The following is a 14040-nucleotide window of genomic DNA, read 5'->3' as shown; positions in this document are numbered from 1 at the left end:
ATGTCGTTAGCAAAAGCCTCACTGTGGACGGCGGCATCGACGCTGGTCAAAATCGGCGCCGGTCTGCTGGTCGTCAAGCTGCTGGCCGTCTCGTTTGGGCCGGCGGGCGTTGGCCAGGCCGGTAACTTCCGGCAGCTGGTCACCGTGCTCGGCGTGCTGGCGGGTGCCGGGATATTTAACGGCGTCACGAAGCTGGTGGCTCAGCATCACGACGATCCCCCACGTCTGAAACAGGTGGTGGGTACCTCGTCGGCTATGGTGCTAGGCTTTTCCACGCTGCTGGCGCTGGTGTTTTTACTGGCGGCGGCGCCGATAAGCCAGGGGCTGTTCGGCCATACGCACTATCAGGGGCTGGTACGCCTGGTGGCGCTGGTGCAGATGGGGATCGCCTGGGCGAACTTCCTGCTGGCGCTGATGAAAGGCTTTCGCGATGCGGCGGGTAACGCTTTCTCGCTGATTGCCGGGAGCCTGATTGGCGTCGCGGCCTATTATGCCTGTTACTACTTCGGGGGTTACCAGGGGGCGCTGTTGGGGTTGGCGTTAGTGCCGGCGCTGGTGGTGATCCCGGCGGGCATCATGCTCTGGCGGCGGGGTAATATACCGCTGAGCGCCCTGCGCCCGCGCTGGGATAACAGTCTGGCGGGACAGCTATCGAAATTTACCCTGATGGCGCTCATAACCTCGGTGACGCTGCCGGTGGCCTATGTGATGATGCGTAATCTGCTGGCGGCGCATTACGGCTGGGAGGCGGTCGGGATTTGGCAGGGGGTGAGCAGCATTTCCGATGCTTACCTGCAGTTTATTACCGCCTCGTTTAGCGTCTATCTGCTGCCGACGCTGTCGCGGCTGAGCGCCAAAACGGATATCACCCGCGAGATTGCCAAATCGCTGAAATTCGTTCTGCCGGCGGTGGCGGCGGCAAGCCTGACGGTCTGGCTACTGCGCGATTTTGCCATCTGGCTGCTGTTTTCCGATCGCTTTACCGCGATGCGTGACCTGTTCGCCTGGCAGCTGGTGGGCGACGTCTTAAAAGTCGGCGCCTATGTCTACGGCTATCTGGTGATCGCCAAAGCGTCGCTACGTTTTTATATTCTGACGGAAATCAGCCAGTTCACGCTGCTGACCGCATTCTCACACTGGCTTATTCCGGCGCACGGCGCAATTGGCGCGGCGCAGGCGTATATGGCCACGTATATTGTTTATTTCGCCCTCTGTAGTGGCGTGTTTTTACTCTGGCGTAAACGGGCATGACAGCACTGATACATGTACTGGGATCGGATATCCCGCACCATAACCAGACCGTACTGCGGTTCTTTAACGACGAACTGGCCGCCGACCCGCAGGCGCGGAAGTTTTTGGTCGTCGGTGATGAGGCCAGCGTGCGTGATGGATATCCGGCACTGGACATCACCTGCTATCCAGGAAAGAAAGCGCTGGCGCAGGCAGTGATTGCCACCGCGAAAGCCAACCGCCAGCAGCGCTTTTTCTTCCACGGCCAGTTTAATACCGGGCTGTGGCTGGCGCTGTTGAGCGGCGGCATCCGCCCGTCACAGTTTAACTGGCATATCTGGGGGGCAGATCTGTATGAAAACTCTGCCAGCCTGAAGTTTCGCCTGTTCTATCCGCTACGCCGCATGGCGCAGGGGCGAGTAGGGCGCGTTTTCGCCACCCGCGGCGATCTCAGCTGGTTCGCTAACCGCCATCCGCGTGTGCCGGGTGAGCTGCTCTACTTCCCGACCCGTATGGATCCGGCGCTGAATACCCTGGCCGATAACGCCCCGCGCGGTGATACCCTGACTATTCTGGTCGGCAACTCCGGGGATCGCAGCAATGAACATATTGCCGCGCTGAAGGCTATCCATCAGCAGTTTGGCGATACGGTGAATGTCATCGTGCCGATGGGTTATCCGGCGAATAACGACGCCTATATCAACGAGGTTCGCGAGGCGGGGGCGGCGCTGTTTAGCCATGCGCATCTGCAGATCCTCAGCGAGAAGCTTGAATTTAATGATTATCTGGCGCTGCTGCGCCGCTGCGATCTGGGCTATTTTCTGTTTGCCCGCCAGCAGGGGATCGGCACCCTGTGCCTGCTGATTCAGGCGGGCATCCCCTGCGTGCTCAATCGGGAAAACCCGTTCTGGCAGGATATGACCGAGCAGCATGTGCCGGTGCTGTTCACCAGCGACGCGCTGGACGTCAGCGTGGTGCGTGAAGCGCAGCGTCAGCTGGCGAGCGTGGATAAATCTACTATCGCCTTCTTCCGGCCGAACTATCTGACGGGCTGGCAGCGGGCGCTACGGTTAGCGGCGGAGGGGCAGGCATGACGTTAATGCAATTTAGCGGGCTGCTGGTGGTCTGGCTGCTGTCGACCCTGTTTATCGCCACCGCCACCTGGTTTGAGTTCCGCCGGGTACGCTTCAACTTCAACGTCTTTTTCTCGTTGCTGTTTCTGCTGACCTTTTTCTTCGGCTTCCCGCTGACCAGTATTCTGGTGTTCCGCTTTGACGTCAGCGTAGCGCCGCCGGAGATTTTGCTGCAGACGCTGCTGATCGCGGTATGCTTCTACGCGATCTACTACGTGACCTATAAAACGCGGTTGCGCCCGGCCTCGCGCGAGGTTGCGCATCGCCCGCTGTTTACCATGAACCGGGTGGAAACCCATCTGGCGTGGGGCATACTGATGGGGCTGGCGCTGCTGTGCGTCGGCATCTTCTTCGCTCACAACGGCTTTCTGCTGTTTAAGCTCAACTCCTACAGCCAGATTTTTTCTGCTGAAGTGTCCGGCGTGGCGTTGAAGCGCTTCTTTTACTTCTTTATTCCGGCGATGCTGGTGGTTTATTTTCTGCGCCAGGATTATAAGGCGTGGATCTTCTTCCTCGTCAGCACCGTGGCCTTTGGTTTGCTGACCTACGCCATTGTCGGCGGGACCCGCGCCAATATCATCATCGCCTTCGCCATCTTTCTGTTCATCGGTATTATTCGCGGCTGGATCAGCTTGTGGATGCTGGCGGCGGCGGGCGTGCTGGGTATTGTCGGCATGTTCTGGCTGGCGCTGAAGCGCTACGGGATGAACGTCAGCGGCGATGAAGCGTTTTATACCTTCCTGTATCTCACGCGCGACACCTTCTCACCGTGGGAAAACCTGGCGCTGCTGCTGCAGAACTACGACAAGATCGATTTCCAGGGGCTGGCGCCGATGATCCGCGATTTCTACGTCTTCATCCCCAGCTGGATGTGGCACGGTCGTCCGACGATGGTGCTCAATACCGCCAACTACTTCACCTGGGAGGTGTTAAACAACCATTCGGGGCTGGCGATTTCGCCGACGCTGATTGGCTCGCTGGTGGTGATGGGCGGCGTCTGGTTTGTGCCGCTGGGCGCAGTGGCGGTAGGGTTGATTATTAAATGGTTCGACTGGCTGTATGAGCTGGGCAACCGGGAGAGCAATCGTTACAAAGCGGCTATCCTGCACAGTTTCTGTTTCGGCGCTATCTTCAACATGATAGTGCTGGCGCGCGAGGGTCTGGATTCGTTCGGCTCCCGCGTGGTGTTTTTCCTCGTGATCTTTGGTATCTGCTTGCTGGCGGCGAAATTGCTGTACTGGTTCCTGGATAGCGTGGGACTGATTCATAAGCGCGTAAAACCGCTTTCGCAACCGCAAGTCTGAGAAGGATAGACATGACTGGGACCATTTCCGCGCCGTTGTACCTGTTAAGAGGGCTGCAGCTCATAGGCTGGCGCGATATGCAGCACGCTCTGGATTATTTGTATGCCGACGGCGCGCTCCGGGAGGGGACGCTGGTGGCCATTAATGCTGAGAAAATGCTGGCCGTAGAAGATAACCCGGAGGTACGGGCGCTGATTGAGGCGGCAGAGTTTAAATATGCGGATGGCATCAGCGTGGTGCGTTCGCTGCGCAAAAAATACCCGCAGGCCCAGGTATCCCGCGTCGCCGGGGCCGATCTCTGGGAAGCGTTAATGCAGCGCGCTGGCGCTGAAGGGACACCGGTGTTTTTGGTTGGTGGTAAACCTGAGGTCCTGACGCAAACGGAGTCCAGGCTGCGTCAGCGCTGGCAGGTGAACATCGTCGGCAGCCAGGACGGTTATTTTACCCCTGAGCAGCGCCAGGCATTGTTCGAACGCATTCGCGACAGCGGGGCGAAAATCGTCACCGTCGCGATGGGGTCGCCGCGCCAGGAGATCTTCATGCGCGACTGCCGGCGCCTGTATCCGCACGCGCTGTATATGGGCGTCGGCGGCACTTACGATGTCTTCACTGGGCACGTCCATCGGGCGCCGAAGTTCTGGCAGGATCTGGGGCTGGAGTGGTTCTATCGCCTGCTTTTGCAGCCGAGCCGCATCAAGAGACAGTTCCGTCTGCTGCGCTATTTACGTTGGCATTATACCGGCAAGCTCTGATATTCCACTGCAACCAGGCGAGTTTGCATACATATTCTGTGTAATCTCTTCACTCGCCTGATACTTTATTTGCCATTTCCGCAAAATTAATTAACCATTCGCAGGCTTCATACGCGCGGGGGAGACCTGCGCGTCGGCAAGGCTATGGTTTCAGTTAATAACAATAACCGGGAGTACCCGGAATACGGCAAACACAAGAGGATATATGACTGAGAAAAAAGCGGAGCTCCAGCGTGGACTGGAGGCCCGGCATATTGAACTGATCGCCCTTGGCGGGACGATTGGCGTGGGGTTGTTTATGGGGGCGGCCAGTACGTTGAAATGGGCCGGGCCTTCCGTGCTGCTGGCGTACATTATCGCTGGCCTGTTCGTCTTTTTCATTATGCGCTCAATGGGCGAAATGCTGTTCCTTGAGCCTGTCACTGGCTCCTTCGCGGTGTATGCGCATCGCTATATGAGCCCCTTCTTCGGCTACCTGACCGCGTGGTCCTACTGGTTTATGTGGATGGCGGTGGGGATCTCGGAGATTACCGCCATCGGGGTCTATGTGCAGTTCTGGTTCCCGGAGATGGCGCAGTGGATCCCAGCGTTAATTGCCGTGGGGCTGGTGGCGCTGGCGAACCTGGCGGCGGTCCGGCTGTACGGTGAAATCGAGTTCTGGTTCGCCATGATTAAAGTCACCACCATTATCGTGATGATCGTCGTCGGGCTGGGCGTCATTTTCTTCGGCTTTGGCAACGGCGGCCACTCCATTGGTTTTGGTAATCTCACCGAACATGGCGGTTTCTTCGCCGGCGGCTGGAAGGGCTTCCTGACGGCGCTGTGTATCGTGGTCGCGTCCTATCAGGGGGTGGAGCTCATCGGCATTACCGCAGGTGAAGCGAAAAATCCGCAGGTGACCCTGCGCAGCGCGGTGGGCAAAGTGCTGTGGCGGATCCTGATTTTCTACGTGGGCGCGATTTTCGTTATCGTCACCATCTTCCCGTGGGATCAAATCGGCTCCAACGGCAGCCCGTTCGTACTGACGTTTGCCAAAATCGGGATTACCGCGGCGGCGGGAATTATCAACTTCGTGGTGCTGACGGCGGCGCTTTCCGGCTGCAACAGCGGAATGTACAGCTGTGGACGTATGCTGTACGCCCTGGCGAAGAACCGCCAACTGCCGGCGGCGATCGGTAAGGTATCGCGCAACGGCGTTCCGGCCGTCGGCGTGGCGCTGTCGATTCTGATCCTGCTGGTGGGCTCCTGCCTGAATTACATCATTCCTAATCCGCAGCGGGTGTTTGTCTATGTCTACAGCGCCAGCGTGTTGCCAGGGATGGTGCCATGGTTTGTGATCCTGATTAGCCAGCTGCGTTTCCGTCGCGTGCATCGGGCGGCAATCGCCAGCCATCCGTTCCGTTCGCTGCTGTTTCCGTGGGCCAACTATTTCACCATGGCCTTCCTGATCTGTGTGCTGGTAGGGATGGGTCTGAATGATGAAACCCGGATGTCGCTGTTTGTCGGCATTATTTTCCTGGCCGCCGTCACCCTGATTTATAAGGTGTTTGGCCTCGGAAGACAGGGGCAAGTCAATAATACGGCTGAATAACCGTCAAAACGAACAAAGCATGAGCAAACGATAATTTTCTTTTAAAAGGCACTAGACAGCGGGGTAGGAAGTCCGTATTATCCGACCCCGCAACGGCGCTAAGCGCCCGTAGCTCAGCTGGATAGAGCGCTGCCCTCCGGAGGCAGAGGTCTCAGGTTCGAATCCTGTCGGGCGCACCATTAACCCGGTGCTGGAGCTGCGGTGGTTTTAATACCGCGTAAAAGGTTTGCAGTGGTGGCTATAGCTCAGTTGGTAGAGCCCTGGATTGTGATTCCAGTTGTCGTGGGTTCGAATCCCATTAGCCACCCCATTATTTGATAGAGTTGTGAATTTGCGAAGGTGGCGGAATTGGTAGACGCGCTAGCTTCAGGTGTTAGTGTTCTTACGGACGTGGGGGTTCAAGTCCCCCCCCTCGCACCACGACTTTAACGAATTGAACTAAAAATTCAAAAAGCAGTATTTCGGCGAGTAGCGCAGCTTGGTAGCGCAACTGGTTTGGGACCAGTGGGTCGGAGGTTCGAATCCTCTCTCGCCGACCAATTTTGAACCCCGCTTCGGCGGGGTTTTTTGTTTTCTGTCGCTGCCCGCCATTATTTATTCCCCTGATCTTGCTGATAAAAAAACGCCTCTCTGCTTGAGAATACGCGTCAGGAAAACTCTCAATTCATCACTGTGGTAGATGCAATTTCCCCGGATCCTGTGCGATAATAACCGGGTAGATGCTCATTCCATCTCTTATGTTCGCCTTCGTGCCTCATAAACTCCGGAATGATGCAGAGCCGTTCTTACGGTGCTTATCGTCCACTGACAGATGTCGCATTTATGCCTCATCAAACACCATGGACATTACGTTGAGTGAAGCACCCAATTTGTTGTCAAACAGACCTGTTTTAACGCCTGCCCTGATTTCAGCGCAGGCGTTTTTTTCTTTCAGGGATCCGTCAACGCGAAGGCGGGGGAGAAGGGCTATCGCCCCGCAGGAGGCGATAGCCATGGCAGGTTACGGCTGAGGATTATTCTGCAGCGTCAGCAGCAGCCCATCGCGGCGCATAGCGGCGGCTTCTTCCGGCTGATGCAGGCGATCCAGGGCATCCGCCAGCCAGGCGTAATCAAAGGCATCCGGACGCTGCTTAAGCGCGGCGCGGAAGGCGATGCTGGCCTCCTGCCATTCGCCGTGCCGCATCAGCGACTGGCCCAGGGTACTCCACAGCAGCGGACGGTCGCCAACGGCTTTGATCTGCTGGCGCAGCACTTTCTCCAGCTGTTCCGGGTTATTGGTCTTCAGACGCGGGATCGGCATCACCAGACGGTCATCATACTGTTTCTTCAGACCATCAATGATAATTTGCTGCGCGGTATCGTGATCGTCGCTCTCGATGAGGCGCTCGGCCATTGCCACCTGCAGCGGCACCAGCGCCCGTGTTTTACGGCTCTGGTTGCGCCACCATTCGCGCAACCCTTCGCTGCCGCCGTCGGCCAGCGCTTTATCCATCAGGCCAACCCAGGCCAGCTGTTCCAGCGCAGCGCGGTGCTCTTCATCGCCGACGTTAGCTTTCGCCATCGACGGAATGATGTCCAGCAGCGACTGCCAGGCGCCGGTGCGGGTGTATGCCTGTTCGGCGAGGCGCAGCACTTCAGGATGACGCGGAGTAATTTCCAGCAGCTTATCGATGCCATGGCGCGCGGCGTGATTTTCATTACGTGCCAGCTGCAGGCGAACGCGGGTGATTTCCACCGGGATCAGGTCATCGCCCGCCAGCTCGGTGGCGCGCTCCAGATGCTGGTTGGCCCGCGCTTCATCGCCGCGCTGCTGGGCCGCTTCCGCCGCCAGCAGATAGTTCACCACCGGCTGTTCGGCGTGATCGGCGTTTTTCGCCATCAGCTTCTCAACCTGCTGGTAATCACCTTCCGCCAGCTTGAGTAGCGCCTGCTCGGTTTGCTTACGCGCGCGACGGCGTTTACGGCCGACAAACCAGCCGCGCGTATGCGCTCCGGTGCGGAAAATGCGGCGCAGCAGCCATTCGATGGCGAACAGCACCACCATGGCGAGGATCAGAATGATCACCAGCCCGGTGACGCTGGTCTCGATATTGTAATTATCGGTCTGGATCAGGACGTAGCCCTGATGCCCGGCGATCATCGGGCCAAGCACGATCCCGGCGATCAACAGCGCGAAGAGTAGAAGAATTTTCAGCATGCGTTACTCTCCTTGCGGCGCAGCAGGGGCGGCCGGTGCAGCAGGGGCTGGTGAGGGCGCGCCGCCCGCGGTAACGGCAGGCTGCGCCATCAGGTTGCGCACCCGGGTCTGCATCAGTTTTTCCAGCAACGCCTGGCTCTGCAGCGTTTCCGGCACCGTCATGGTAATGCTTTGCTGACTGAGCTTATCCACCTCGTCGAGGAAGGCTTTGGTGGTGGCGTCATCAGTATCGTAATAGGCGCGTACCCAGGTCGAGACGTTATCCAGCGACTGTTTCCAGGTCTCTTCCTGATGGCGCGGCACTGCCTGCGCGGCGACCAGCAGGCGAGAGCGAATATTTTCCCGCAGATAGATATCCTGATTCGGCGCCAGCAGCGGGACCGCGGTTTCATCGCGGCGGCGCACGGTGATAAAGCTGTCCATAAAGTTCTGCCAGCTTTTCTGCAGATTGACGCGCCATTCGCTGATAGAGCTGGAAAGCTCGTCGCTATCAGAGTCCATCGGCGAATCGTCATCGTTATTATCGGCCAGCCGCAGGTTGTCGATTTGGTTCGCCAACTGATTCACCTTGAGGATCATACCGTCGTAGTCCACCTGGCTTACCGCGGAGAGGGTGGCGATGTCGTCGGTGATGGCCCGGCGGGCGCCGATCAGGCTGGGGTCATTCATGTCGGCGAGGCTGGCGTCGGCGCTTTTTAGCAGCGCGGCGGCGGTGGTGACATCCTGATCGCTCCACAGCTTACGTCCCGCCAGCTTGACGAGGAAATCGGCCTGGGCCAGCAGCCAGGTTTTGGCATCGCTGCCCGAAATCACGGCGACTTTCTGCTGCAACTCATCAAGCTGTTTGGTCAGGGTTTCCTGCTCGTGTTTGGCCTGACTCAGCTGGTCGGCCTGCTGTTTGATAATGCCTTCCAGTTCGCTCTTTTGGCTCTCCTGCGCTTTTTGCAGTGCCGCAAGCTGGCCTGATAATTCAGAGGTGGTTGCGTTTTGCCGCGTGGCCTGCTGTTTGTTCAGGCCATACAGGCCGATGCCAGCGGCTATCGCAATGGCGATAGCGATCGCGCTGAGCGCCAGGCTGGTTTTGTTACCCGCCTTCTTCTTATCGTTGTTCTCTGGCTGTGGTGTGGTTTCCACGGCCTCCCTGGTCTCTTCAACCACGGCGGATTGATTTTGTTGTTCCGTCATTATGGCTTCCAATGTTGAGAGTTATTGTAATGCGCGTAGCAGCGCATCGTTGTCAGCGTTATCGGCAACCTGAATCTCCTGCCAGCCCAGTTCCCGGGCCTGAAGGGCCAGACGTTCGCTGACAACGACAAGGCGGCAGTGCAGGAGCCACTGTTCGCGATACCATTGCGGTATGAGCGACCACAGCTGCTGCAGCATCTCACCGCTGGTGACCACCAGCGTGGTGACCCCGCGAGACTGCCAGCGCATCGCTTCTTCTGCGCCATCGTAATGTTTTGCACTACGTTGATAACATTCACAAAATGTGACCCTGGCGCCGCGTTCAGCCAGCGTGGCGCCTAAGAGTTCCCGCCCACCATTGCCGCGTAGGATCAGCGCATTTTTCCCGGCAATGTTTTGTAATTCAGGTAATTGTAGCAAGACTTCGCTAATTTCCCGATCTAACGGGTAACGGATGTGCTGCCCGCTGACCGTATGCAGGGCCAGCGCCGTCGTTCGACCAATGGCAAAATAGTGCGGAGAAGTGGGCCAGGGCAGGCCTTGCTGCTGCAGACGGGCATGGGCGAATTCCACCGCATGCTGGGATAGCGCAAACAGCAGGTCGTCGGACCCCAGATGGGCAAGATGGTCGCCCAGCACGGGAAGCTCCCGGCCAGGCGTAAATTCTATCAGCGGAAAGCTCCAGGCCACGCGTCCCATGGCCCGCAGACGGCTGACCAGCGCTTCCCCTTGCGGGAGTGGACGAGTGACCAGGATGCTCATCGTGGGGCTTCTCCATCATAAACTGCCGCGAGAATGTCGCGGGCGCCGTTATCCAGGAGCTCTTCCGCCAGCGAGATGCCGAGCGCTTCGGCCTGCTCTGCTGGCCCGCGCCGTTCGCCGCGTACCATCTGCGAACCATCCGGGGCGCCAACCAGCGCCCGCAACCACAGTTCGCCGTTGACGAGTTCCGCATAGCTGCCAATTGGCACCTGACAACCGCCTTCGAGGCGGGTGTTCATCGCCCGTTCGGCGCGCACGCGTACTGCGGTTTCCGCATGGTTGAGGGGCGCTAACAGCGCCTGGGTCCATGCATCGTCAAGACGGCATTCGATACCCACCGCGCCCTGGCCGACGGCCGGCAGGGATTGCTCCGGCGACAGCGGCTGGCGAATACGCGCTTCCAGTTTCAGGCGCTTCAACCCGGCGGCGGCAAGGATAATGGCGTCATACTCACCGTTATCCAGTTTACTCAGCCGGGTACCGACGTTACCGCGCAGAGAGCGGATCACCAGGTCTGGACGGGTGGCGGCCAGCTGGCACTGACGGCGTAAACTTGACGTGCCAACGACGCTGCCGGCCAGCAGTTCGTCAATTGAGGCATAGTGATTGGAAACAAACGCGTCGCGCGGATCGTCGCGCTCGCAGATGGTGACCAACCCCAGGCCCTCCGGGAATTCCACCGGGACATCTTTCATCGAATGGACGGCGATATCGGCCCGCCCTTCGAGCATGGCGAGCTCTAACTCTTTCACAAATAAGCCCTTGCCGCCCACCTTTGCCAGGGGCGTATCAAGGATGACATCACCGCGCGTAACCATCGGCACCAGCTCGACGTTCAGTCCTGGATGCGCTTGTTCCAGGCGCGCTTTAACATACTGCGCCTGCCATAGCGCAAGCGGGCTTTGCCGTGTGGCAATTTTCAAAACTTTGTCTAACATGCTTGTTACCGTCATTGTCGACCACTATCCATCCTAACATTGTTGTCTTACGGATGTTAGTTTTCACGGTTTATGTGGGAGATGGCCCCGGCCTTCTCTTTTTTAACCTTTCATGCGCGTGGCGGTTGCCGGAGGCGTAGTGAGGAATTTACAGGTAATAAACGGTGCTACACTTGTATGTAGCGCATCTTTCTTTACGGTCAATGAGCAAGGTGTTAAATTGATCACGTTTTAAACCATTTGTCCGTCCGCTGCTCATCACAACCACACCGACGACGAATGGTGACGGTTTTTGTTGAAATACTGAAATCCTCCGTACTATTGTACTTCGGGTTTTTGAACATCAGGCGATATGTCTTGTACCTCTATATTGAGACACTGAAACAGAGACTGGATGCCATCAACCAATTGCGCGTGGATCGCGCGCTTGCTGCCATGGGACCCGCTTTCCAGCAGGTTTACAGTCTACTGCCAACGTTACTACATTATCATCACCCGCTGATGCCGGGTTACCTTGACGGTAACGTTCCCCGTGGCATTTGCCTCTACACGCCTGATGAAACCCAACGCCACTATCTTGAAGAACTAGAGCTGCATCGCGGCATGCAGACCCAGGAGCCGCCGAAAGGCGAGCTGCCGATCACCGGCGTCTACTCGATGGGCAGTACTTCCTCCGTTGGTCAAAGCTGTTCTTCCGATCTGGATATCTGGGTATGTCACCAGGCCTGGCTGGATAGCGAAGAGCGCCAGCTGCTGCAGCGAAAATGCAGCCTGCTTGAGAGCTGGGCGGCCTCGCTCGGCGTGGAAGTCAGCTTCTTCCTGATCGACGAAAACCGCTTCCGTCATAATGAAAGCGGCAGTCTCGGCGGCGAAGACTGCGGTTCGACTCAGCATATCCTGTTGCTCGATGAGTTCTATCGCACCGCGGTGCGTCTCGCCGGCAAGCGTATTCTGTGGAATATGGTGCCGTGCGATGAAGAAGAGCATTACGATGATTACGTCATGGGGCTGTATGCTCAGGGCGTACTGACGCCTAACGAATGGCTCGATCTCGGCGGCCTCAGTTCGCTGTCGGCGGAAGAGTACTTCGGCGCCAGCCTGTGGCAGCTGTATAAAAGTATCGACTCCCCCTATAAAGCGGTGCTGAAAACGCTGTTGCTGGAAGCCTACTCCTGGGAATACCCCAATAACCGCCTGTTAGCGAAAGATATCAAACAGCGTCTGCACGACGGCGAGATTGTCTCCTTCGGCCTCGACCCGTACTGCATGATGCTGGAGCGCGTGACTACCTATCTGCAGGCCATCGAAGATGAAACCCGCCTCGACCTGGTGCGCCGCTGCTTCTACCTGAAAGTCTGTGAAAAACTCAGCCGCGAACGCGCCTGCGTCGGCTGGCGTCGCGAAGTCGTCAGCCAGTTGGTGAATGCCTGGGGCTGGGACGAAAAGCGTCTGATGATGCTCGACAACCGCGCCAACTGGAAAATTGATGAAGTGCGCAAGGCGCACAACGAACTGCTCGACGCCATGATGCAGAGCTATCGTAATCTGATCCGCTTCGCGCGGCGCAATAACCTTAGCGTCTCCGCCAGCCCTCAGGATATTGGCGTGCTGACCCGTAAGCTGTATGCGGCCTTTGAAGCGCTGCCGGGGAAAGTCACGCTGGTGAACCCGCAAATTTCGCCGGATCTGTCGGAACCGAACCTGACCTTTATCCACGTGCCGCCGGGCCGTGCCAACCGTACCGGTTGGTATCTGTATAACCGCGCGCCGGATATGGAATCGATCATCAGCCATCAGCCGCTGGAATATAACCGTTATCTTAATAAGCTGGTGGCCTGGGCCTGGTTTAACGGCCTGCTGACCTCACGCACCCGCCTGTTTATTAAGGGCAACGGCATCGTCGATCTGGCGAAGCTGCAGGAGATGGTGGCCGACGTGTCGCACCACTTCCCGCTGCGCCTGCCGGCGCCGACGCCAAAAGCGCTGTACAGCCCGTGCGAAATCCGCCATCTGGCGATTATCGTCAACCTCGAATATGACCCGACCGCGGCCTTCCGCAATCAGGTGGTGCACTTCGACTTCCGTAAACTGGATGTTTTCAGCTTCGGTGAAGAGCAAAAATGTCTGATCGGCAGCGTCGACCTGCTGTATCGCAACTCGTGGAACGAAGTGCGTACGCTGCACTTTAACGGCGAGCAGGCGATGATCGAAGCGCTGAAGACGATCCTCGGCAAAATGCATCAGGACGCCGCGCCGCCGGACAGCGTGGAGGTGTTCTGCTATAGCCAGCACCTGCGCGGCCTGATCCGCACCCGCGTGCAGCAGATGATCTCCGAATGCATCGAACTGCGTCTCTCCAGTACCCGCCAGGATACCGGGCGCTTCAAAGCGCTGCGCGTCTCCGGCCAGACGTGGGGGCTGTTCTTCGAGCGTCTTAACGTTTCGGTGCAGAAGCTGGAAAACGCCATTGAGTTCTACGGCGCTATCTCGCACAACAAGCTTCACGGGTTGTCGGTGCAGGTGGAAACCAATCACGTTAAGCTGCCGGCGGTGGTGGATGGCTTCGCCAGCGAAGGGATTATTCAGTTCTTCTTTGAAGATGCGGATAACAACGACAGCGGCTTTAACATCTATATTCTTGATGAGAGCAACCGCGCCGAGGTCTATCATCACTGCGAGGGCAGTAAAGAGGAGCTGGTGCGCGACGTCAGCCGCTTCTATTCGTCATCGCACGATCGTTTCACCTACGGCTCCAGCTTTATCAACTTCAACCTGCCGCAGTTCTATCAGATTGTCGAGGTAGACGGGCGCACCCAGGTGATCCCCTTCCGCACCCAGGCGATTGCCGCCGCGATACCCACCAGCCAGGACGTTACCGCTTCGCCGGTGCTGCAGCAGCGCTACTCGTAGATTTGGCCCGGATAAGGCGTGAGCCGCTATCCGGAGAT

General features: G+C 57.8%; 10 protein-coding genes and 4 tRNA genes. 10 read left to right on the top strand and 4 right to left on the bottom strand.

Annotated features, from left to right (window positions below; all coding sequences use genetic code 11):
* From wzxE to CW267_RS10250, 9 genes are all read left to right on the top strand, one after another.
* Positions 1-1251 carry a lipid III flippase WzxE gene (gene wzxE / locus CW267_RS10290; protein WP_008807961.1) on the top strand — a complete coding sequence of 417 codons (1251 nt, stop codon included), beginning with the start codon at positions 1-3 and terminating at the stop codon, positions 1249-1251.
* A complete protein-coding gene (locus CW267_RS10285; RefSeq protein WP_100781524.1) occupies positions 1248-2324 on the top strand; it encodes a TDP-N-acetylfucosamine:lipid II N-acetylfucosaminyltransferase in 1077 nt (358 codons plus the stop codon). Before wzxE ends, CW267_RS10285 begins: the two co-directional genes overlap by 4 nt.
* Positions 2321-3667 (top strand): ECA oligosaccharide polymerase, encoded by a 1347-nt coding sequence (gene wzyE / locus CW267_RS10280; protein WP_004886822.1) that lies wholly within the window; start codon positions 2321-2323, stop codon positions 3665-3667. The genes CW267_RS10285 and wzyE overlap by 4 nt, the downstream gene beginning before the upstream one ends.
* A gap of 11 nt (positions 3668-3678) precedes the next feature.
* Positions 3679-4419, top strand: a complete 741-nt coding sequence (gene wecG / locus CW267_RS10275; protein ID WP_012969197.1) for a lipopolysaccharide N-acetylmannosaminouronosyltransferase — start codon at positions 3679-3681, stop codon at positions 4417-4419.
* Between the two features lie 205 nt (positions 4420-4624).
* Positions 4625-6010, top strand: a complete 1386-nt coding sequence (thrP, locus tag CW267_RS10270) for a bifunctional threonine/serine APC transporter ThrP (protein WP_012969196.1) — start codon at positions 4625-4627, stop codon at positions 6008-6010.
* A 102-nt stretch (positions 6011-6112) separates the two neighbouring features.
* Positions 6113-6189 (top strand) — tRNA-Arg (locus CW267_RS10265).
* A 55-nt stretch (positions 6190-6244) separates the two neighbouring features.
* A tRNA-His gene (locus CW267_RS10260) sits at positions 6245-6320 on the top strand.
* A 23-nt stretch (positions 6321-6343) separates the two neighbouring features.
* Positions 6344-6430 (top strand) — tRNA-Leu (locus tag CW267_RS10255).
* Positions 6431-6472: 42 nt separating this feature from the next.
* Positions 6473-6549 (top strand) — tRNA-Pro (locus tag CW267_RS10250).
* A 461-nt stretch (positions 6550-7010) separates the two neighbouring features.
* Here CW267_RS10250 and hemY read toward each other — a convergent pair.
* Genes hemY through hemC form a run of 4 tightly spaced genes read right to left on the bottom strand, consistent with a single transcriptional unit; the run spans position 7011 to position 11092 of the window.
* Positions 7011-8207 carry a protoheme IX biogenesis protein HemY gene (gene hemY / locus CW267_RS10245; RefSeq protein ID WP_008807956.1) on the bottom strand — a complete coding sequence of 399 codons (1197 nt, stop codon included), beginning with the start codon at positions 8205-8207 and terminating at the stop codon, positions 7011-7013.
* Positions 8208-8210: 3 nt separating this feature from the next.
* Entirely contained in the window at positions 8211-9392 is a 1182-nt protein-coding gene (gene hemX / locus CW267_RS10240) for a uroporphyrinogen-III C-methyltransferase (RefSeq protein ID WP_008807955.1), read from the bottom strand.
* Between the two features lie 21 nt (positions 9393-9413).
* Complete coding sequence (gene hemD, locus CW267_RS10235) at positions 9414-10154, bottom strand: uroporphyrinogen-III synthase (RefSeq protein ID WP_008807954.1); 741 nt, start codon at positions 10152-10154, stop codon at positions 9414-9416.
* Entirely contained in the window at positions 10151-11092 is a 942-nt protein-coding gene (hemC, locus tag CW267_RS10230; protein WP_100781523.1) for a hydroxymethylbilane synthase, read from the bottom strand. The genes hemD and hemC overlap by 4 nt, the downstream gene beginning before the upstream one ends.
* A 357-nt stretch (positions 11093-11449) precedes the next feature.
* Here hemC and cyaA point away from each other — a divergent pair, with 357 nt between their 5' ends.
* Positions 11450-14002 (top strand): class I adenylate cyclase, encoded by a 2553-nt coding sequence (gene cyaA / locus CW267_RS10225; protein ID WP_002883383.1) that lies wholly within the window; start codon positions 11450-11452, stop codon positions 14000-14002.
* The last annotated feature ends 38 nt before the right edge of the window (positions 14003-14040 follow it).

Source organism: Klebsiella sp. X1-16S-Nf21 (assembly GCF_002837615.1).
Lineage (GTDB): Bacteria > Pseudomonadota > Gammaproteobacteria > Enterobacterales > Enterobacteriaceae > Klebsiella > Klebsiella variicola.
Note: the sequence above shows the minus strand (reverse complement) of the source record. Positions and strands in the feature narration are given on the sequence as shown.